21 protein-coding genes are annotated in these 20,977 nt (G+C 66.7%); 7 read left to right on the top strand and 14 right to left on the bottom strand.

The window, feature by feature from the left end:
- Positions 1-40: 40 nt before the first annotated feature.
- The gene (locus tag ASE96_RS09245) at positions 41-1,333 is read left to right on the top strand and encodes an aminotransferase-like domain-containing protein (RefSeq protein WP_056429050.1); all 1,293 of its coding nucleotides are present in this window, start codon (positions 41-43) and stop codon (positions 1,331-1,333) included.
- A 49-nt stretch (positions 1,334-1,382) separates the two neighbouring features.
- A complete protein-coding gene (locus tag ASE96_RS09240; protein WP_056429048.1) occupies positions 1,383-1,814 on the top strand; it encodes a universal stress protein in 432 nt (143 codons plus the stop codon).
- Between the two features lie 41 nt (positions 1,815-1,855).
- Here ASE96_RS09240 and ASE96_RS09235 read toward each other — a convergent pair whose 3' ends face one another.
- Entirely contained in the window at positions 1,856-3,454 is a 1,599-nt protein-coding gene (locus tag ASE96_RS09235) for an AMP-binding protein (protein WP_056429045.1), read from the bottom strand.
- Between the two features lie 219 nt (positions 3,455-3,673).
- On the opposite strand from ASE96_RS09235, the gene ASE96_RS09230 reads away from it, so the two are divergent.
- A complete protein-coding gene (locus ASE96_RS09230; protein ID WP_056429323.1) occupies positions 3,674-4,012 on the top strand; it encodes a hypothetical protein in 339 nt (112 codons plus the stop codon).
- Positions 4,013-4,036: 24 nt separating this feature from the next.
- Here ASE96_RS09230 and ASE96_RS09225 read toward each other — a convergent pair whose 3' ends face one another.
- The 11 genes from ASE96_RS09225 to ASE96_RS09175 form a co-directional block, all read right to left on the bottom strand.
- Entirely contained in the window at positions 4,037-4,597 is a 561-nt protein-coding gene (locus ASE96_RS09225; protein WP_235500181.1) for a flavin reductase family protein, read from the bottom strand.
- A gap of 61 nt (positions 4,598-4,658) precedes the next feature.
- Entirely contained in the window at positions 4,659-5,432 is a 774-nt protein-coding gene (locus ASE96_RS09220; RefSeq protein ID WP_056429038.1) for a 1,6-dihydroxycyclohexa-2,4-diene-1-carboxylate dehydrogenase, read from the bottom strand.
- 145 nt (positions 5,433-5,577) lie between these two features.
- Positions 5,578-6,897, bottom strand: a complete 1,320-nt coding sequence (locus tag ASE96_RS09215; RefSeq protein WP_056429322.1) for an MFS transporter — start codon at positions 6,895-6,897, stop codon at positions 5,578-5,580.
- Between the two features lie 210 nt (positions 6,898-7,107).
- Complete coding sequence (gene catA, locus ASE96_RS09210) at positions 7,108-7,956, bottom strand: catechol 1,2-dioxygenase (RefSeq protein ID WP_056429035.1); 849 nt, start codon at positions 7,954-7,956, stop codon at positions 7,108-7,110.
- 196 nt (positions 7,957-8,152) lie between these two features.
- Positions 8,153-8,431, bottom strand: coding sequence for a muconolactone Delta-isomerase (catC, locus tag ASE96_RS09205; RefSeq protein WP_056429033.1), 279 nt, complete (start codon positions 8,429-8,431; stop codon positions 8,153-8,155).
- 56 nt (positions 8,432-8,487) lie between these two features.
- On the bottom strand, positions 8,488-9,588 hold the full coding sequence (locus ASE96_RS09200) for a mandelate racemase/muconate lactonizing enzyme family protein (RefSeq protein ID WP_056429030.1): 1,101 nt from the start codon (positions 9,586-9,588) through the stop codon (positions 8,488-8,490).
- Positions 9,578-10,483 carry a LysR substrate-binding domain-containing protein gene (locus tag ASE96_RS09195; protein ID WP_056429029.1) on the bottom strand — a complete coding sequence of 302 codons (906 nt, stop codon included), beginning with the start codon at positions 10,481-10,483 and terminating at the stop codon, positions 9,578-9,580. Before ASE96_RS09195 ends, ASE96_RS09200 begins: the two co-directional genes overlap by 11 nt.
- 151 nt (positions 10,484-10,634) lie before the next feature.
- Positions 10,635-12,152 (bottom strand): dihydrolipoamide acetyltransferase family protein, encoded by a 1,518-nt coding sequence (locus tag ASE96_RS09190; RefSeq protein WP_056429024.1) that lies wholly within the window; start codon positions 12,150-12,152, stop codon positions 10,635-10,637.
- Positions 12,153-12,229: 77 nt separating this feature from the next.
- Positions 12,230-13,210, bottom strand: coding sequence for an alpha-ketoacid dehydrogenase subunit beta (locus ASE96_RS09185; protein ID WP_056429021.1), 981 nt, complete (start codon positions 13,208-13,210; stop codon positions 12,230-12,232).
- Positions 13,210-14,457 (bottom strand): pyruvate dehydrogenase (acetyl-transferring) E1 component subunit alpha, encoded by a 1,248-nt coding sequence (pdhA, locus tag ASE96_RS09180; RefSeq protein ID WP_056429019.1) that lies wholly within the window; start codon positions 14,455-14,457, stop codon positions 13,210-13,212. The genes ASE96_RS09185 and pdhA overlap by 1 nt, the downstream gene beginning before the upstream one ends.
- Before the next feature lie 147 nt (positions 14,458-14,604).
- On the bottom strand, positions 14,605-15,723 hold the full coding sequence (locus ASE96_RS09175) for a histidinol-phosphate transaminase (RefSeq protein ID WP_200913015.1): 1,119 nt from the start codon (positions 15,721-15,723) through the stop codon (positions 14,605-14,607).
- A gap of 106 nt (positions 15,724-15,829) precedes the next feature.
- Here ASE96_RS09175 and ASE96_RS09170 point away from each other — a divergent pair, with 106 nt between their 5' ends.
- Positions 15,830-16,216, top strand: a complete 387-nt coding sequence (locus tag ASE96_RS09170; RefSeq protein WP_056429016.1) for a phage holin family protein — start codon at positions 15,830-15,832, stop codon at positions 16,214-16,216.
- 51 nt (positions 16,217-16,267) lie between these two features.
- On the opposite strand, the gene ASE96_RS09165 is transcribed toward ASE96_RS09170, so the two are convergent.
- The gene (locus tag ASE96_RS09165) at positions 16,268-17,677 is read right to left on the bottom strand and encodes a PE-PPE domain-containing protein (RefSeq protein WP_235500180.1); all 1,410 of its coding nucleotides are present in this window, start codon (positions 17,675-17,677) and stop codon (positions 16,268-16,270) included.
- Between the two features lie 38 nt (positions 17,678-17,715).
- The gene (locus tag ASE96_RS09160; RefSeq protein WP_235500179.1) at positions 17,716-17,952 is read right to left on the bottom strand and encodes a hypothetical protein; all 237 of its coding nucleotides are present in this window, start codon (positions 17,950-17,952) and stop codon (positions 17,716-17,718) included.
- Positions 17,953-18,244: 292 nt separating this feature from the next.
- On the opposite strand from ASE96_RS09160, the gene purB reads away from it, so the two are divergent.
- The 3 genes from purB (at position 18,245) to ASE96_RS09145 (ending at position 20,965) form a co-directional block, all read left to right on the top strand.
- On the top strand, positions 18,245-19,687 hold the full coding sequence (gene purB / locus ASE96_RS09155) for an adenylosuccinate lyase (RefSeq protein ID WP_056429008.1): 1,443 nt from the start codon (positions 18,245-18,247) through the stop codon (positions 19,685-19,687).
- Entirely contained in the window at positions 19,684-20,367 is a 684-nt protein-coding gene (locus ASE96_RS09150) for a histidine phosphatase family protein (protein ID WP_056429006.1), read from the top strand. Before purB ends, ASE96_RS09150 begins: the two co-directional genes overlap by 4 nt.
- 94 nt (positions 20,368-20,461) lie before the next feature.
- Positions 20,462-20,965, top strand: coding sequence for a GNAT family N-acetyltransferase (locus ASE96_RS09145; protein WP_056429003.1), 504 nt, complete (start codon positions 20,462-20,464; stop codon positions 20,963-20,965).
- The last annotated feature ends 12 nt before the right edge of the window (positions 20,966-20,977 follow it).

The raw sequence follows: 20,977 nt of genomic DNA, 5'->3' as shown, positions 1-20,977 counted from the left end.
ACGTTTCCCCTGTAGCAACAAGGGTTGTATTCTGGGAGATGTGACCCACGAAACACTTGATGCCGCCGCAGTAGTACTTCCGGCCGAGGCAATTGACGCAATCGAACGTGCGGCTACGTCCGCCCACCGCCACGAGGACCTGTTCTCGGAGCGCGCAGCAAACATCAAGCAATCGGCAGTCCGCGATGTCTTCGACATCTCGCTGCGCCCCGGCCTCGTGTCCCTGGCCGGCGGAAGCCCATACCTCCAGTCCCTGCCGCTGGAACGGCTCGGCCAGACCGCCGCGAAGATCATCGCCGAACAGGGAATGACCGCCCTGCAGTACGGCGGCGGCCAGGGCACCGAGGAACTCCGCACCCAGATCTGCGAAGTCATGGCCGCGGAGGGAATCCTGGACGCCAAACCGGAGAACGTGGTGGTCACCGCGGGTTCGCAGTCGGCCCAGGATGTCGCCACCAAAGTCTTCTGCAACCCGGGGGACGTGGTGCTGGTGGAGGATCCCACCTATGTCGGCGCGCTCAACACCTTCGAGGCCTACCAGGTCCAGGTCGCCACCGTGCCGATGGACGGCGACGGCATCGCCCCGGACCTCCTCGAGGCAAAAATCGCCGCCCTGCAGACGGCCGGCAAGAACATCAAGTTCCTGTACACCATCCCCAGCTTCAACAACCCCTCCGGCGTCACCCTGTCGGCGGAGCGGCGGCAGCAGGTTGTGGACATATGCCGCAATGCGAATATTTTGGTGCTGGAGGACAATCCCTACGGACTGCTTCGGTTCGACGGTAAGCCGCTCACGCCGCTGCGGGCCGCCAACCCGGACGACGTGATCTACATGGGGTCCTTCTCGAAAATCTTCGCGCCCGGTCTGCGGATCGGCTGGGCCCTCGTCCCCGCGCACCTCCAGCGCCGCTACTACCTCGCCTCGGAAGCGGTCACCCTGTGCCCGCCGACCCTCAACCAGATGCTGGTGTCCGCCTACCTCCGCGACTACGACTGGCGCGGCCAGATCGAGACGTACCGGGGACTGTACAAGGAACGGTGCGATGCCATGCTGGCCGCCCTCGGCGAGTTTATGCCGCCGGGCCTGAGCTGGACCCGGCCGGAAGGCGGATTCTTCGTCTGGGTCACCCTGCCCGACGGCGTGGACACCTACCCCCTGCTGAAGAAGGCCATCGACGCCGGGGTGGTCTTCATTCCGGGTGCGGCCTTCACCCATTCCGACGATCCCTCCAACAAGATCCGGCTGGCTTTCAGCGCCGTACCGCCGGAGACCATCCGCGAAGGGGTCCGCCGGCTGGCACCGGTCCTGCGGGAAGCCATCGCCGCGCTGTAGCCTGAATCATTGTTATGGCCAGCCGTTCGTTGATCTCAAGGAGCACTTCATGACCGGAATTATTGTTGTCGGCGTCGATGGCAGCGAGACTGCCCTGCGGGCCGCGCAAACCGCACGCGACCTGGCCACTTCGCTCGGGGCCACCCTTCATGTGGTCAGCGCGTTCGACAGCGACAGGACAGAGGTCTACAGCAGCGGCGGCGACAAGTGGATTGTCTCCGACGCCGGCGACGCGGAGAAAGTCGCGCGGAGCGTCGCAGACAGCCTGCGCACTCCTGCACTCCACGTCACGTACGCGGCCGCCCGCGGCAAGCCGGCCGAGGCTCTCATCGACGAAGCGGCACGATCCGGCGCGCAGCTGATCGTGGTCGGCAACCGCCGGATGAGGGGGCTGGGGCGTGTGCTCGGGAGCGTTGCCAACTCCGTGGCGCACAACGCCCCCTGCGACGTTTACATCGCCAAGACGGACGTCCCCGACTAGCGCTCCAGCGTGGCTGGACCGCCAGTCGGGCAGCGGCAGTCTTATCCGGCTGCAGCCTCAGCCGTCTTGAGCTTCCGGCGCAGGATTTTGCCGGAGGAGGACTTGGGCACGGCGTCGATGAACTCCACCCGCCGGATCTTCTTGAAGGGCGCCACCTTGGCCGCCACGAAGTCCATCACCGCGGCCTCGTCGAGCCGCTCGCCGTTGTCTCCGGGCTGGCGCACCACAAACGCCATCGGCACTTCCTGGCCGTCGGCGTCGGACGTGCCGATCACCGCGGCGTCGGCGATGCCGGGATGCGTGAGGAGCAGCGCCTCAAGCTCCGCCGGAGCGATCTGGTAGCCCTTGTACTTGATCAGTTCCTTGAGCCGGTCGACGATGGTGACGACGCCGTGGGCGTCCACGGTGGCAATGTCCCCAGTGCGCAGGAAACCGTCGGCATCGAGGGTGTCCGCCGTTTCCTCGGCGTGGTTGAGGTAGCCGAGCATCACGTTCGGTCCCCGGCAGAGAAGGTGCCCGGGCGCGCTGGTGCCCTCGGCCGGAACGTCGATGTCGTCCCCGGTGGCGGGATCCAGCAGCCGGCAGTCCATATTGGGGACCGTGTATCCCACCGAGCTGACGGGCAGCTCGGCGGCGTCAGCGGGGATCAGGTGGGACACCGGGCTCATCTCGGTCATGCCGTAGCCCTGCAGGACCCGGCAGCCAAGGCGTTCGGCCAGCCTGCCGCCCAGTTCCCCGTCGAGGGGCGCCGCTCCGGACAGTGCGGTGTGCACCGAGCTGAGATCGTAGTCGGCCACCATCGGGTGCTTTGTCAGGGCCACGGCCACCGGCGGGGCAATAAAAAGGTAGCTGCACCGGTGGTCCTGGATGATCCGCAGGAACTCGGCCAGGTCAAACTTCGGCATCGTCACGAGGCAGGCGCGCTGGCGCAGGGCGAGGTTCAGCAGCACGGTCAGTCCGTAGATGTGGAAAAACGGCAGTAGCGCCAGCAGCCGGTCCTCAGCGGTGACCTTGAGCAGCCCGCGGGACTGCTCGGCGTTCGCCACAAGGTTCCGGTGGCTGAGCATCACTCCCTTGGGCCGGCCGGTGGTCCCGGAAGAGTACGGCAGGACGGCCACGTGGGTAGCGGGATCGAACGTGACGTCCGGCGCCGGGGCGCCGGCGGTCAGCAGGTCCCGCAGCGAGGGGTGGCCGGCGGCGCCGTCGAGCACGACGAGCCTGTCCGCCGGGATCCCGGCACGCGTGGCGGCTTCCCGGGCTGCGGGGAGCAGGGCCGAGACCGTAAACATCCATTCGGCTCCGGCGTCGTCAAGCTGGAGGGCGATCTCGTCCGCCGTGTACAGGGAGTTGACGGTGGTGACCGTGGCGCCGGCCCGCAGGAGTCCGTGGAAAACCACGGCGAAAGCCGGGACGTTGGGGCACAGGATCGCCGCCACGCCGTGGACGCCCAGGCCCCGCGCCGCCACGGCTCCGGCAACGGCGTCGATCTGCCCCACCAGGGTCCGGTAACTGGTCTCCGCGCCGCTCGTGCCGTCGACGACGGCGATCCGGTCCAGGTCCGCCTCCACCAGGCCGCCAAAGAGGTAGTCGTAGAGGCTGACATTGGGAATTTCCACATCGGGGAACGGGCTCGAAAACACGCAACATCTCCTTTGATCCGCGTCCGCCAGAGTGGCGGCGGCTGGTGCCACTCTAGTGCCGGCGGACCGTCCGGGACAGGTCCGCCTTGACGCGCGTCACCACGCCCCGTGGGCAGGCTCACGGGGATTCCGCCCCGTCGCGGCACTGTGCCGGCGGTAAAATTGAAGGTGCCCCCACCGGCGTGGACGTCCAATATTCTTGAGTTCCAAGGGATGAACATGCTCACTCTTCAGCGCCGCCAGCTGGTTGGCCACGACATTCTCCTCGCCCGGCACGGCAACCACATCAGCGCCATGCGCGTCGACCGCCAGTCCGGCCGCGTCGTCGCCTATCTGGACGACGGATCCACGGACAGCGCCCCCAACATGATCTCTCCCGGGCTGCGAATGCCGGACACGATGCGGAGCGTCCTCCGCGATGACTGGAAGTTCTTTGCCGTGATGACCGCGTGCACCACGGGCTTCGCCGGCGCGATGACCGCCGCCGCCGTCGCCCTCGCCGGCATGAGCGGCGACCCGGGCATGGCCGAGCTGCTGACGGCTTACTCGGGGACCTAGCCCCGCGCCGGGGCCCCGGGCAGGCTAGCGGGACTTTGGGGCATGAAGCGGCCTGAAGTAGTTGGACCCCGCGAACCAGCCCGATTCGGAGTCAGCGCCGGAGTGATCCGACCGAATTGCCTCGACGCGGCGCCCCATTGTGCGGAACTCACCGCCGAAGAACACGAGCGGTTCACGCTGTGTGATGTCCATGGCCATGACCTCGCCGACAACGATGATGTGGTCACCGCCGTCGTAGATGTTCCACGGCCGGCACTTAAGCGTGGCGGCGTTCCCGGTCAGCACCGGGACGTTGCCGTTCAGAGTCCATTCCGGTTCCGTGTCGACGACTTCGCCGGAAAAGTGCCGGGCCGCATCGACTTGTTCGAGGGACAGGATGTTGATGGCGAACGGGGCACCTTCAAGGTACCCAGCGGCGCGCGAGGCCCGGGTCAGCGTGATCTGGACCAGCGGCGGGTCGACGGATACCGCGGCGAACGCGTTGACCGTGGTGCCATGCGCAACCCCGTCGTCCGTCCGGGTGGTGACCACCGTGACACCGGTGGCGAACGTGCCGAATACCTGGCGCAATTCTCGCTTTTCCATGCCTCCCATGACGTCCTGCGTCATCGACTTCCCCTTCCTGCTGTTGTTCGAACCGCCTGGGTTATCCGAGGTCCCCGCCGCCCACCGGCAGCACCACACCGGTGATGTAGCTGGCGTCGTCAGAGGCCATGAACAAGATCGGAGCGGCCTGCTCTTCCAAAGTGCCGTAGCGCTTGAACAGGGTGCTTTCGGTGGTCTGGTCTATGATCTGCTGGTACCAGACCTCTTCTTGGGCGGACTGCGCGTTGGGGTTGCGTGGAACCTTCCTCGGCGGGGCTTGCGTGCCGCCGGGTGCAGTGGCCACGACGCGTATACCCTTTGATGCTGCCTCGAAGGCCAGCGACGCGGTCAAGGCGTTGATCCCGCCCTTGGACGCCGCGTACGGCACACGGTTGATGCTGCGCGTGGCTATCGAGGAGACATTTACGATGACCCCAGCGGTCCGCTCGATCATGTGCGGCATGACGGCGCGGCAGCACCACAGGGTGGGGAAGAGCGAGCGCCGTACCTCGGCCTCGATCTCCTCCTCCTGGTAGTGCTCATAGGGCTTGGCCCAGATCGTGCCGCCGACGTTGTTGATCAGGATATCGATCCGGCCGAACTCCGCCACGGCGTAGGCCATCAGGTCCGCGGCGCCTGCATAGGTTTCCAGATCGCAGACAAAATACCGGGCAGGAGCACCACCGGCCGTCAGCTCAGCACACACCTCAATGACCAGCTCGGACCGGTCCGCCAAGACGACGCTGCCGCCCTCGGCGGCAATCTTATGGGCGACGACGGCGCCAATCCCCTGGGCGGCGCCGGTTACCACTACAACCTTGTCAGTAAAACGCATTGCTGTGCGTCCCCTTCTTCCTGGGATCTTTCGGCCGGTTACGGCCAATTTTCGTAAACTCGCAGGTGCCCGCAGCACCGGTGCGGGTCCCGGGTTTGCCCGTCCGCGCCGCTGCCGCGGGCCCTGCCAGTCGTCTCTTGCGTCGTTAGCTGACGGCTTCGCGTTCCAATGGCGCCGAAGTCGTCGGGACAGCCCCGGCTTGGCTTGCCGAGTTCCGCACCATTAGGGTGGCCAGGCCGGCCAGAACCAGCGGTACGGCGAGCGCCATGAAGTAACCGGAGACGCCCAGCCCCGTGAGAATGATCCCGCCCAGGGCAGAGCCAACGATGGCACCAAGGCGGCCAATTCCGATGCCCCAGCCGGTAGCAGTGGCACGAAGTTGAGTGGGGTAGGCGTTGGCGATCAGATAATTCAGGGCCAACTGCTGGCCGCCAATGCCGAAGCCGGCCAGCCCGATCAGCACGAACACCAGCGCGAAGTTGGAGCCGGCCAGCCCCAGACCCAGCGCGATGAGGATCCCCGCGGCAAACATGACCAGCAGCAGTTTTCTGGGGTTTACCTTGGGCAGGATGATGGACAGAGGGATGGCGAAGAGGATGAACGCACCGTTGACGGTAACGGTTCCCATCGCGGCCTGCGAGCCGGCCAGCCCCAACATTTTGAGCGCGGTTGGCATCCAGAGCAGCAGAAGGAACCAAGCGATCCAATTGAGCAGGTAGGTGGCGAAGACTGCGATCGTGACCATCCGGTACCTGGCTGAGAAAAGTGCAGCGACAGAGCTGCGCTCCTCCATTTTGTCGTTTGTCGCGAGCACGGCATCCGGGCTGACGGGGCTGCCGGAAATGGAGGCCATGATCTGACGTGCCCGTGCGTCTGCCGCGGGGGTGCCCTTGGCCGCCAGGAAGACCGGCGATTCCGAGAGCATCCTGCTGCAGACCAACACCATGGCAAGTGGCAGCACGCCGCCGACCAGGAAGATGCCGCGCCAGCCCATCACCGGCAGCCATGCCGCCGCCACAAGCCCGCCGAGAAGCGCGCCGCCAGGCAGACCGAGCAACACCAATGTCATGAACGTGCCACGGCGGGATTTGGGGCTGTACTCAGCCGTCAACGCCAGCAGTGCCGGGGTGGCCCCGCCCATGCCGAGGCCAATGAGGAAGCGCAGAATGACAATCTGTTCCAGGGATTGAGCGAACGCTCCGGCAAGGGAGAACACACCAAAAAGGGCCAGGGCGAGCAGGATGGTCTTCTTCCGGCCGATCCGGTCCCCGAAGGTGCCAAGGGACATCGCGCCCACGCACATGCCAACGGTGCTGGCGGTGATCACCCAGGTCATGTCTGTGGCCTGCAGGCCGAAGTCTTCGGCGATCGCGGGTCCGATGAATGCAATGGACTGCGTGTCGAATCCGTCCAGCAATGCGATCACGAAACAGAGGACGACGATGGACCATCGTTTGAATCTCATGGGCGTGTTGTCGATAACGTCCTGGACGTTATAGGCGGTTTTAGTCACCGTTAACTCACTTTCGTGTGAATGTTCTGACCCGACTGATCCGGGGTCCGTGCGGCTGCGGCAACTTCATTTTGGGCAGGCGGCATTACGGCGGATGTTGGGGATGAATTGTGGGTCGACCCCAGGGCCGGATGGTTCCGGCCCCGGGATCGAGAAAGGGGCTTAGTCCTGGGGGTCGAGAACGAAGTCGTAGGTGACTTCGCGTCCCTTGCCGTCAGTGCGCTCCGTGGGCGCGAGAATGAGTTCCGGTTTCACGGCTGAGGCGATGTCGTCGGCGACGTGCTCGTCACCCTGGAAATACAACTGGGTGGTGATGAGCTGGTGCTCCGGGGCCGACACCTTCAGGTGCAGGTGGGCGGGCCGCCAGGCGTGCCAGCCGGCCGCAGCAATGAGGGCACCGCAGGCGCCGTCTGTGGGGATCTGGTAAGGCGCGGGCTGCATGGTGTTGATCTGGAAGTTGCCCTGGGCGTCGGCGATGATGGAGCCGCGGAGGTTCCATTCAGGCAGTCCGGGGGCGAACTGGGAGTAGAAGCCGAGGTCGTCGGCGTGCCACAGTTCGATCAGGGCCCCGGCGAGCGGCTCTCCGGCGACGTTTGTGACCTGGCCCTGGAACAGCAGCGGAGTGCCGGGTTCGTCCTCGCGCATCGGCAGGGTGGCCGGGGTGTTGAGGGTGGGGGCGTCTGGGATGTAGTAGGGCCCCTCGATGCTGCCCTTGGAGCCGTGGCGGCTGGAGTTGGCGACCTCCTCGACGGAGTGCTCCACCCAGACGTCCAGGAACAGCGGCCATTCGCCGTCCTCGCCGACCTGGATGAGCCAGGCCTTGAAGGCGTTGTATTCGTCGTAGGTGACCTTCTCGTCCAGGACGGTGTCGTTGATCGCCTTGATGACACGGCCCGCAAGCAGGCTGACCCGCTCCTGGCTTGTGCTGGCGGCGATGTGCTTGTTCTCCCGGAAGCGGGCGGTTGCCCCCGCACCCGAGGAGGCTGCTGTGGCTTCAGTTTCCGTTGTCATGGTGACTCCTGTGTCAAAAGAACGATGGTAGAAACGGCTGTCGGTGGGTTCCGGACTGGCAGACTGCGCTGCGCCTCGTGCCCCGCATCACATCCGGCGTTGCTTCAACGGTAGGCCTGGAATTGATCGAGGGGAAATACCTATTTCCAGCCCATTGAGAGCTTTGGGATATGAAAGGGCGGAGGGGGTACGCGGACTATTCGACGGCGGACGGGTGCTTGGCGAGCGGCGTCACCTTGATGTCCATGAACGGGAAGAGCGGCAGTCCGGAGAGCAAGGTGTGCAACTCGTCGTTGTCCGCGACGTCGAACACCGAGTAGTTGGAGTACTCGCCGACAACCCGCCACAGATGCGCCCAGCGTCCGTCGCGCTGGAGCTGCTGGGAATACTCCCGCTCCTCCGCCTTGATGGCGTCGGCGCGCTCCTTGGGCATGTCCAGCGGAATGTTGACGTCCATGCGGACCAGGTACAGCATGTGGTTCTCCTTGTGGTGTGCGGTCTTTCTGACGGCAGAATGCGGCCGGGTCAGGCCTAGTCCTGCCGGTACTTTTGCAGTTTGTCCGCGTCGATGGCCGCGCCGACGCCGGGGACCTCACGGACCCGGATGGCGCCGTCGCTGATTTTGAGCGGCTCGGCCAGGAGGTCGTCTGTCATGTCCAGATAGTTGGAGAGCTCCCCAGCCCGACGGGAACTGGCCTCGAAAGCAGCGCCAAAGGTAACCGTGGCGAGGCTGCCGACCTGGGTGTCGATCTGGTTGCCCATCGTGACATCCACGCCGAGGCCTTCGCAGAGGCCGAGGATCTGTTGGGCTTCGGTGAACCCGCTCCGGGCGGTCTTGATGCAGATCGCGTTGCTGCCGCCGGAGAGCAGTTCCCGGGAGACGTCACCGAGGGTGGGCACGCTTTCGTCGCCCACGATCGGAATGCTGGAGCTCTGCACCAGCCGACGGCGGCCGAGGGCTTCTCCGGCGTCGCATGGTTCCTCCAGCATGGACAGGCCCAGGCCCTCGGTCCGGCGGAGGACCTCCATGGCCTCATTCGCCGTCCAGCCGCGGTTGGCATCGAGGTAAATCTCCGTTTCCGCGCCGAGCCCCTCACGCAGGACATGGCAGGCCTCGACATCGAGGGAGAGCGGCCGCCGTCCGGTCTTCAGCTTAAAGGTGTTGATGCCGTACGTTTCGCGGAACCGGAGCGCTTCCTCGAGGAGCTCCGCGGCGGGCTTGAAGCCAAGCATGTGAGAGACCCGCATGCTGTCCGTAAAGCCGCCCAGCAGTTTGTGCACCGGGGTGCCCAGGGAAATCCCGATGACATCCCAGAGCGCGATGTCCAGGGCCCCCTTGGCCGTGGGGTTGTTGACCGTGCGCCGGAGCAGCTGCTGGACCTTTGAACGGTCCAGCGGGTCCAGCCCGATGAGCTGCGGGGCAAAGACCTTGGTCACCACCGAGACGATCGAATCCTGGGTTTCGCCGTAGGTGTAGGGACGCGGCGGGGTGTCGGCAACACCGCAGACGCCGGTGTCCGTGTAGATCCGGACCAGCACGTGTTCCGCGGAGGTCACCTCGCCGCTGGCGAATTTCAGCGGGCGCGCGTAGGGGATTGAATAGGGGATGGCCTCGATGCGTTCAATTTTCACGGCGGGATTCCTTTGTGGCGGCTGTGGGCTGGGAGTCGAAGAGCTGCAGGAAGCTGCGCAGCAGTGGCGTCTCGGCATCGCGGATCCAGGCGACGGCGAGGTCAACCGGCGGCGAGTCGCGCAGCGGGCGGAACACCACACCTTGGAACGAGAACATCCGAGAGGTCATGGGCACCAGCGCGATCCCCATCCCGGCTGCGACGAGCGAGAGCAGGGTGGAGGTTTCTCTCGCTTCCTGGACGAGCCGCGGCTGGAACCCGGCCCTGCGGCAGGCGTCCACCAAGATGCTGCTGACGGCGGAATAGCTGGGATAGCCGATGAAGTCCTGGCCTGCGAGCTCGGCCAGGTCCAGGGTGCCCTTGTCCGCCAGCGGTGAATCCGCGGGGAGCGCGGCGACCAACTGATCTTGTTCGAGCAGTTTTAGCGCTATCGTTCCGGAGCGGACCGGTGGGCGGAGGACGGCGACGTCGAGCCGGCCGTCCTCGAGCGCGGACTCCATCTGGGGCGTCAGCATCTCGCCCTGTACGGTGATGCGGAGTCCGGGAAGCGTGCGGCGGGCGGTCTGGACAATGGTGGGCATCAGCCGGTACGTGGCGGTTCCCGTGAAGCCGACACGAATGACACCGGTGGCACCGGCCCCGACCTGCTGTACGTCTTCCTCGAGCGCTTCGAGTTCCTGAAGCAGCAGCCGTCCTCGATCCAGCAGGAGCTGCCCGGCCGGGGTGATCTCCACCTTCCGAGTGGTGCGAAGCAGCAGGGGTGTGCCGAGCTGTTCTTCCAGCTGTCGGATCTGCTGGGACAGGGGCGGCTGGGCCATGTGCAGGCGCTGGGCCGCGCGGCCGAAATGGCGCTCCTCGGCAACGGCAATGAAGTACTTGAGGTGACGCGTCTCCATTGAAACTCCCAGGCAGCTCGGACACGGCCATATGCCGTGCTCTGACCAGCTTAGGAGGACCTATTAGTAAGGTGAAATACCTATTTTGAAGCTATTGGGACGTATTGCATATCAATGGCCCGGGCTGGGCGGGGGTCCCGCGGCCGCCCGCTCAGTCGAGCAGCAGCGCGGGCTCTTCCAGGATCGCGGCGACGTCGGCCATGAACCGTGCGGAGAGGTCGCCGTCCACCACCCGGTGGTCGAAGGAGCCGCCGAGAGTGGTGATCCAGCGCGGAATCACCTCTCCATCAAGGACCCAGGGTTTCTGCTTGATGGTGCCGAAGGCCACGATGGCGACCTCGCCGGGGTTGATGATCGGCGTGCCGGTGTCGATCCCGAGGGCGCCGATGTTGGTGACGGTCAGGGTGCCGCCCTGCATCTGGGCCGGCTGGGTTTTGCCCGCGCGGGCGGTCGTCGCGAGGTCGTTCAATGCCAGGGCCAGCTCCTTGAGCGAGAGATCCTGGGCGTTCTTGATGTTCGGGACCATCAGCCCGCGGGGCGTTGCGGCGGCGATCCCGAGGTTCATGAAGTGCTTGACGTGGATCTCGGCGGAGTCGCTGCCGTCCGGGTTGTCCACCCAGGTCGCGTTGACGCTGGGGTTGCGGGCTGCGGCCCAGATGACGGCCTTGGCCAGGATCAGCAGCGGGGAAACTTTGATGCCTTCGAAATCGCGGGAGGCCTTGAGCCGCTTGACGAACTCCATAGTCCGGCTGGCATCGACGTCGACGAAGATGCTCACGTGCGGGGCGGCGAAGGCCGACTCGACCATGGCCCGCGCGGTGGCCTTGCGGACACCCTTGACCGGGATCCGCTCTATGCGCTGTTCCTGCGGGCGGCCGGTCTTGCCCCAGAAGGTGTCGGCCTTGTCCACTTCCGCGTCGCGCTGGGCCTGGTAGCTGACCAGGTCCTCGCGCGTCACCTCCCCGCGGGCGCCGGTGGGGATGACGTCGGAGAGGTCGATGCCGAGGTCGCGGGCGATCTTACGCACGGGAGGCTTGGCCAGGACCCTGTTGACGAGTCCGCTGATGGCGCCGCCGAGCGTGGGACGCTGGTCAATGGCTTCGGCGGGACCGGTGGCGGCCGGGCGCTCCGTATGTGCGACCGCCTCCGGGCTGATCCAGATGTCGTGCGCCTCGACCCCCACCTGCTCCGCGAGCGGGGCCGCCTCCGCGGTGGCGGCCGACACAGCAGGGCTCGCAGCCGGACCGGCGACCCGGCGGCGGCGCTTGACGGCGTCGGCTTTCGGACCGGAGCCCACCAAGGGGCCGCCGGCCGGTCGCCCGGCCGAGGCACCGGCGTCGGACGTGTCCGGCTCCAGCTTCCCGTACAGCGGAACATCAGGAGCCGGCGCGGCGGGGGCAGGCTCCACGGCGGCGTCCGCGGCGGGGGCGGCGTCGCTGACGCTGATAATCGCGGTCCCGACGTCGACCGTCAGGCCCTCGGGCACAAGCAGCTCGGTGACTGTGCCGGCGAACGGTGACGGCAGTTCCACGAGGGACTTCGCGGTCTCGATTTCGCACAGGACATCGTTGATGGCCACGGTGTCGCCGGGTTTGACCTTCCAGGCGACGATCTCGGCCTCGGTCAGCCCTTCGCCCACGTCGGGGAGGTTGAACTTGTGGAGAGTCATGTTGTCCTTGTTGGGGAAAGGCGCCTCAGCGGGAAGCGGTCAGTAGGAAAGGGCGCAGTCAGTAGGAATAGGCGTAATCAATATGACAACGCACGGTCGAGTGCCTCAAGAATGCGGTCGATGTCCGGCAGGTAGTCTTCCTCCACCTTCGCCACCGGGTAGGGCATGTGGAAACCGCCCACGCGGATGACGGGGGCCTCCAGTGAGTGGAAGGCACGCTCGCTGATCCGGGCCGCGATTTCGCCGCCGATCCCGCCGAAGGTCGGGGCCTCGTGGGCCACGATCAGCCGACCCGTCTTCTTGACGGATTTCGTGACGGTGTCGAAGTCGATGGGCGAGATGGAACGCAGGTCGATCACCTCGACGCTGTGGCCGTCCTCGGCCGCGGCGTTGGCCGCGGCCAGGGCCACCGGCACCAGCGGGCCGTAGACCACCACGGTGGCGTCAGTGCCCTCGCGGAGCACGTGGGCCTTGAACGGGTCTGCGGAGGTTCCGGGGGTTTCGGTGTCAACGTCGCCCTTGAGCCAGTACCGGCGCTTCGGTTCGAAGACGATCACGGGGTCCTGGCAGTCGACGGCCTGCTGGATCATCCAGTAGGCATCGTGCGGGTTGGACGGGGTGATGATGCGCAGTCCGGCTGTGTGGGCGAACAGTGCTTCCGGGGACTCCGAGTGGTGCTCGATCGAGCCGATGCCGCCGCCGTACGGGATCCGGATGACCACCGGCACAGTGAGGTTGCCGTTGCTGCGGGAGTGCATCTTGGCCAGCTGGGTGGTGATCTGGTTGAAGCCCGGGAACACAAAGCCGTCGAACTGGATTTCACAGACGGGCAGGTAGCCCCGCAGGGACAGCCCGATGGCGGTGCCGATGATGCCGGACTCCGCCAGCGGGGTATCCACGACGCGGTCGGCGCCGAATTCCGCGATGAGGCCGTCGGTGACGCGGTAGACACCGCCCAGGGGGCCGATGTCCTCGCCCATCAGGAGGGCGCGGGGGTTGTTGGTGAGCGTGGCGCGGAGGCCTTCGTTGATGGCCTTGGCAATGGTCATGGTGGTCATCAGTTGGCCGCCTCCGTGTCTGCAGGTTCCGCCTCGTCCACAAATCCTGCGCTGTACTCCTCGAACCACGCCAGCTCTTCGGCCACCAGCGGGTGGGCTTCCACATAGGTGTTGGCGAAGGCGGTCCGGATGTCCGGAGTTTCGAGATCGTGGGTGGTCTTGCGCACGTAGGCGGCGAGTTCGTCCCCGTCTGCCCTGACCTGCTCGAAGAAGTCGTCGTCGGCCAGACCCTGGGCGCGGAGGTACTTCTCCAGGCGCTCCAGCGGATCCTTGGCCCGCCACCGGCCTTCCTCGGCGGATTCCCGGTATTTGGTGGGGTCATCGGCAGTGGTGTGCGCGCCGACGCGGTAGGTGAAGGCCTCGATCAGTACGGGGCCCTCGCCCTGGCGGGCACGCTCCAGGGCCCACTCCGTGACGGCATGGACAGCGATGACATCGTTTCCGTCCACCCTGATGCCCGGGAAGCCGTAGCCCTTGGCCCGGTTGGCCAGCGGGACCCGGGTCTGCACGGAGCTGGGGACGGAGATCGCCCAGTGGTTGTTCTGGCAGAAGAACACCACGGGGGCCTTGTAGGAGGAGGCGAACACCATGGACTCATGGACGTCGCCTTCGGAACTGGCTCCGTCGCCGAAGTAGACCATAACGGCGGCCTTGGGCTCGGCCGCCTGGCCGGGAGTTCCGTCCGCGAGTGCGGCGGACGCCGCGAACTTCTGGTCGCGCTGGATGCCCATCGCGTAGCCCACGGCGTGCGGTGTCTGGGCCGCGAGGACCAGGGTGTAGAGGTGGAAGTTGGTGTCCTTGGGGTTCCAGCCGCCATTGGAGACCCCGCGGAACTGGCGCAGCAACTCGGCGAGGTCCACGTTGCGGGTCAGGGCGACGCCGTGCTCGCGGTAGGTGGGAAAGATGTAGTCCTGCGGCTGGCTGGCCCGGCCGGAGCCGATCTGGGCGGCTTCCTGCCCGGTGAGCGGAACCCACAAGGCCAGCTGGCCCTGCCGCTGCAGGGCGGTGGCCTCCACGTCGAAGCGGCGGATTTTCGCCATGTCGGCATAGAATCCGCGCAGGTCCTCGGGGTTGAGCCGTTCGGCGTATTCCGAGAAGACGGGATCGGAGCCCAGGGTGCCGTCGGGAGCGAGAAGCTGCACCATCGGCTCGGCAGGATCGCCCAGGCGGGCTTCGGCCTCCGCCTCGAGCCGGTCCTCAATATCGGTTCCGTCGAACTCGGTAGAGGGCAGATGTGTGGCGCCCATACCGTCTCCTTGCTTGCCGCATCCAAATGCGCCACAATCGCTGGGATATATGCCGGACCGGTTATACATTCCCGATCCGGCATATATTTTGGCTTACTCGTCCCTACTTTAGCCGCAGCCGACCGGCTGCGGCCGTCATGTTAAGCGCTAGGAACGCCGCGGCGGTTTTGTATAGATCGCACAGAGTTCCAGGAAACGGGTGTTGGCCTCGGTCTCGCCGATGCTGACCCGGACACCCTCGTTGGCGAAGGCGCGCACGGAGAGTGCCCGCTCTCCCGCCAGAGCGGCGAACTCCACACTGTCGGCACCCAGATTGAGCCACACGAAGTTGCCCTGGGCCTCGGGCACGAACCAGCCCAGGTCTCGCAGTCCGGCGGTGACGCGGTCCCGTTCGTCCACCAGGCTTTGTACCCTTTCTACAACCTCATCGAAATGCTCCAGGGACGTCACGGCCGCGGATTCGGCGATCTGGGACACCGCGAACGGCGTGGCGGCGACGCGCAAGTGCTGGGTGAGATCGGGCTGGGAGACGCTGTAGCCGACCCGCAGCCCGGCAAGGCCGTGGGCCTTCGAGAAGGTCCGCAGGACGACGACATTGGGGTATTTCCGGTACATTTCGATGCCGTCGACGGCGTGCTCGTCGCGGACGAACTCCTGGTAGGCCTCGTCGATGACAACCACGACGTCGGCGGGAACCCGCTTGATGAAGCGCTCGGTCTCCTCGGTGGTGAGGATCGGGCCGGTGGGGTTGTTGGGGGTGCAGAGCAGGATCATGCGGGTGCGTGCGGTCACCGCTTCGGCCATGGCGTCGAGGTCGTGGCGGCCGTCGCCGGTCAGCGGGACCCGGACGCTCTCGGCGCCGGCCAGCCCGACGCAGATCGGGTAGGCCTCGAAAGAGCGCCAGGCGTAGATCACTTCGTCGGGCTTGCCGTCGTCGTTCTGCCCCGCGAAGGTGGCCAGCAGCTGGTTGAGTGCACCCAGGCTCCCGGCGCCGGTGACGATGTCCTCGGCCGGAACGTCCAGGAACCGGGCCAATGATCCGCGCAGCTTGCTGCTCAGCGGATCCGGATAGCGGTTGAAGTCGGTCTGCGCCGCGATGGCCTGCTGCACTGCAGGGATCGGGGGGAGCGGGTTTTCGTTGGAGGAAAGCTTGTAGCTGACCAGGCCCTCGACGGGGACCGGCGGTTTGCCTGCCGCGTAGCGGGGAAGAAGGTCTACCACCGGGCGGGGCCGGATGCCCCCGGCCGTGTTCTCTGATGAAGTCATGCCAACCAGCCTACTTCGGGTCCCCGCCGCAATCGTCTGCCTCAACAGTGGAAAGAGGGGGATATGGTCCCTGCCGCCGCCGGCGGGGATATGACAGCATGGCCCCATGAGCTCATTCATCGTGCGGGTCATCATCAACGGGCTGGCCCTGGCAATCGCCTGCTGGATTCTCACCGGCCTCGATATCACCACCCAGGGCAACGGTATTGTCGCGATTGTTCTGGGCTACTTGTTTATCGGCCTGATCTTCGGCCTCGTCAATGCCTTCGTCAAGCCCATCGTCAGCCTGTTGTCGCTGCCGATCACCATCCTTACCCTGGGCCTCTTCACGGTTGTCATCAACGCGGGAATGCTCTACCTGACCTCCTGGATCAGCAGCTACACCACCGTGCATTTCACCATTGACACCTTTTTCTGGACCGCGGTGTTCGCTGCCCTCATCATTAGCGCCATTTCCCTCGTAGCCAGTTTTCTGCCCGCACTCGACCGGTAGGCGCACTGGAAGGAACCAGGCCACATTCCCCCCTGGCTGCGTTCAATCCGGCTAGGCCGCCGGCTGCTGCGGGCGGTCTGCGGGCTTTTCTCCCGGACTCCGCCGCGGCCCCGGAGCCACGGGAGCACCCGGAGCCACGGGAGCCCCACGGTGTGCCGGCATCGCTTCGCGGCGGAGCGAGAAGCGCGTCACTGTGGCAGTGCCGCCCGCACCGACCACGGCCGCAAGCGTCGCGGTGGAAGCCTGCAGTGATGGATCCTGGCTGGCGGCAATGTCACGGGCCCCGGCGGCGTAGCGTTCCATGGCATGGCCCGGTCCCAACCCCGGCTCCAGCCATTCAGGGCCTGGGATGGGACCGGTCAAAGTCACGGTCACGCGGTCCTTGGTGTCCGGGTTGGGCAGCCCGTCCGCTCCGGGCACCCAGTCCGCTTCATGCTCCAGGTGCAGGCTGCTGATGCCGCCCGCAGGCTCGATCCCGCCCACCGGGGAACCCGCCGTGAGCACGAACTTCAGCTCGTAATCGGACAGGAACGCTTTGTCCCGGCCGAGGTTCATGGCATGGATGCCGCCCTGGCTGTAGCCGACGGCGGCCACCTGGTCGCCCGCCTCGGCGCCGGCGTCCGTCAGGGCCCGGCGGATGGCAGCGGCGGTCTCCGCCGAGTCGTAGCCGAGCCCTTCGGTGATGCCGCCGGCGTCGAAAGGGTTGGTGCCCTGCGGCAGTCCGTCCAGCTGCGTGCCGGGAATGATGACCGCCCACGCTCGGCTGCCGGGCTCCCCCAGCCGTAGGACCTCGATCTCCCCGCTGTTCCGGCCGACGGCCTCCGCCCGTAGCAGCAACCCGGAGGGTGAGACGTCGACCTCCTCCGTCCGGGTTTCCCTGCCGGCGATCCGGACCGGCCGGGGACGGAGAAAATCCAGTCCCGGCGCGTCCGACAATCCACGGATCGCGGCCCGCACTCCGCCCTCCGGTCCCGCCAACACGGCCAAACCGGCAGGCAGGCCAAGCAACAGCGCCAGCCTCGCGGGCGCCAGCGCGACTGCGTCCTCCACCGTGTCGCGCACCGTGACCGGAGGCAGGCCGAACAGTCCCCACAAGGGCCCGTACGCCGGGCCGGTCCGGCCAATCCGCAGAAGCAGGGCATTCCGGGCCTCCGTGAACTCGTACTCCCGATGGCTGGCGCGGACTTCGCTGGCGAGACCTTCCAGCTCTGTCCGGACGCGTCGGAGGGCCCTGGCTCCTTCCCCGACGGCGACAATCGCATGGCTGCCGCTGGAATACGCATCAGACTGGTAAGGGAACAGAGCACGACGCACCCCGTCGGCCTCCGCTTCCACGGCCGCCAGCTCCCGGACGATCCCGTCCAGGGCCGCGGCGCCGGACAGCAGCTCCTCGAACTGGAAACTGAGTCCGCCCACTCCGCCACGGATCCGGAGCGCCCCGTCCTCCGGCGCAACCGGCACGGGTGCTCGCCCGGAGCCCGCCGGCGAGGACTCGGCCATCAGCCCGGACGCCCCGGGGGCAACATCACGTTCCGGGCATGCCGCAGGACGGCGGCGACGGCCTCCTGCAGGGCCGTCCGGCTGCGGCGCAGGGACGCGGCCTGCAGGGACAGCGACGTCCGGTAGGCCCGGCCTGCCGGGGACTGCCAGCTCTGCAGTTCCACGCTGACGAGCCGGGCCAGCACTGCGTCCACGTGGTCCACGCATGCGGCCGTGCGGGCTGCAAGCTGCTGCACCTCATGGCCGCGCGATGCGCAAGCCGCGGCGTCAGAGGCCAATAAGGCCCCCGCTGATGCGGCGCTGCCGGTGCTTCCTGTGCTTCCTGTGCTTCCGGTTCTGCCGGTTCTGCCGGCGCTCGTGGACATACCATCGACGCTAGGCAACCCGCCGGGCCGGCTGAAGTTCCCGTCCCACCCATGTGGACAACTTGGCGCAGGGAGCCACGTGGCGAATGCGGCAAACCCGGCCAGGAAGTCATATGGACCGGTGCGCTTAAGGCCCGGCGGGACTTCGTGAAAGAATCGGAACATGCCTGAAACTGCCGCCACAGCTGATACCCGCACGCCGTCCGGACGCCTGGCCCTCGCCGCGTCCTCACAACAGATCGCGCTCGGTCCGCTGGACGGCCGGTACCAGTCCGCCGTCGCGCCGTTGGTCGACTACCTCTCGGAGGCCGCCCTCAACCGTGACCGGGTCGCCGTCGAGGTTGAATGGCTCATCCACCTGACCGGCAACAGCGTGCTGCCCGGCGCCGGGCCCCTGACCGCGGAGCAGCAGGAGAAACTGCGCGCGATCGTCACCGAATTCGACGCCGGATCGGTCGCCGAACTGGCTGACATCGAAGCCGTCACAGTGCACGACGTCAAGGCCGTCGAGTACTACATCGGCCGCCGGCTGCCCGCCATCGGCATCGAACACCTGACCGCCCTGGTCCACTTCGGCTGCACCTCCGAGGACATCAACAACCTCTCCTACGCCTTGGGCATCAAGGGCGCCGTGGAGGATGTCTGGCTGCCCGCCGCGCGGAAGCTCGTCGCGCAGATCAGCGCGATGGCCGAAGCCAACCGGGCCGTGCCGATGCTCTCCCGCACGCACGGCCAGCCGGCCACCCCCACCACCCTGGGCAAGGAACTGGCCGTCATCGCGCACCGCCTGAACCGCCAGCTGGACCGCATCGCCCGGACCGAATACCTCGGCAAGATCAACGGCGCCACCGGCACCTATGCCGCCCACGTGGCCTCGGTTCCCGGCGCCGACTGGCAGCACGTCGCCCAGAGCTTCGTGGAAGGCCTGGGACTGAGCTGGAACCCGCTGACCACCCAGATCGAAAGCCACGACTGGCAGGCGGAGCTGTACGCCGACGTCGCGCGGTTCAACCGGATCCTCCACAACGTCTGCACGGACATCTGGAGCTACATCTCGATCGGCTACTTCGTGCAGATCCCGGTCGCGGGTGCCACCGGTTCCTCCACCATGCCGCACAAGGTCAACCCGATCCGCTTCGAAAATGCCGAGGCCAACCTGGAGATCTCCTCCGGGCTCCTGGATGTCCTGGGCTCCACCCTGGTCACCTCCCGGTGGCAGCGCGACCTCACCGACTCCTCCTCGCAGCGCAACATCGGGGTGGCCTTCGGCCACTCGCTGCTCGCCATCTCCAACGTGGCCAAGGGCCTGGACCGCCTGAAAGTCGCGGAGGACGTCCTGGCCGCGGACCTCGACACCAACTGGGAAGTCCTGGGCGAGGCCATCCAGATGGTCATGCGCGCCGAAGCCATCGCCGGCGTCGAAGGCATGGAAAACCCGTACGAGCGGCTCAAGGACCTGACCCGCGGGCAGCGCGTCGATGCCGCCAGGATGCAGGAGTTTGTCCAGAGCCTGGGCCTGTCCGCGGACGCCGAGGCCCGGCTGCTGGCGCTCACCCCCGGCAAGTACACCGGCATCGCGGACAAGCTGGTGGACCACCTCGCATGAGGCTCCTGCTCATCCGCCACGGCCAGACGCCCGGGAACGTCCTGGGCCAGCTGGACACCGCCCACCCGGGCCCCGGGCTGACCGAGCTCGGCGAACGGCAGGCCGCCGCGCTGGCGCGGTCGCTGGTGAATGAGCAGATCGACCGTCTCTACGCCTCCACGCTGATCCGTACCCAGATCACGGCCGCGCCGCTCTCGAGCGTCCGCGGCCTGGAGATCGAGGTGCTCGAGGGCCTGCACGAAATCGAAGCAGGGTCCCTGGAGAAGCTCACCGACAAGGAGTCGCACCTGCGCTACCTCGGCACGGTGTTTGGCTGGGCGGACGGGGAACTGCACCGCAGGATGCCCGGCGGTCCCAGCGGGCACGATTTCTTCGAACGCTACGACGCCTCGATCGCACGGATCGCCACCGCAGCAGCGTCCGGCACCGCGGCATCCGGCGGCGCCGGGACCGTGGCCGTGGTCAGCCACGGCGCCGCGATCCGCGTCTGGGCGGGCCTGCGGGCCCGCAACATGGAGGCGGGCTTCGCGGCCCGCCACGTCCTCGCCAACACCGGCATCGTGGCGCTGGAAGGGGATCCCGACGCCGGCTGGCGGCTCATCCACTGGGACGACAGTCCCGTGGGCGGCCTGGCGCTGGTGGATCCGACGGCGGAGGACCCCACCGGCCGCACGCTGTAGCCGAATTCTCCGGAACCTTACGCACAGGAAACACGGCCGTAACCGGCGCTTCCTAGCCTTAGTCTGCATAACCCTTAGGCGAAGCGAGGCAGCCATGCAGACCAACCCGCGGCTCAACATCCGGCAGGTCACCTGGGCCAACCCGGTGGGGGCGGACCTCCGGGCGGCCCAGCAGGCCGAACTCGATGCCCGCTTCGGCACCAGCGACCACGAACCCGGCCCGCCGCCGTCGGAGGCTGACACGGCAGTGTTCCTCGTCGCCCACGACAAGGCATCCGGGCAGCCCGTGGGCTGCGGCGGCCTGCGTATCCTGGACCAGCACACGGCCGAGATCAAGAGACTCTATGTACTGCCGTACACCCGCGGCTCGGGGGTGGCCAGCTCCATCCTCGCGGCCCTGGAGGCGCATGCCCACTCCCTGGGCATCACCTCCATCAGGGCGGAGGCGGGCTCGGTGCAGGCCGACGGCCGGCAGTTTTACCAGAACTCCGGCTTCACCCCGGTGCCGAATTTCGGGCCGTACATCGGGGTGGAACATTCCTATTGCTACGCGAAGGCCATCGACTCGCACAGCGCAGCGCACACCGCCATGGCCTGAGCGGCAACACGG

It is taken from the genome of Arthrobacter sp. Leaf69 (assembly GCF_001422645.1).
In the GTDB taxonomy this organism is placed as follows: Bacteria; Actinomycetota; Actinomycetes; order Actinomycetales; family Micrococcaceae; genus Arthrobacter.
Note: the sequence above shows the minus strand (reverse complement) of the source record. Positions and strands in the feature narration are given on the sequence as shown.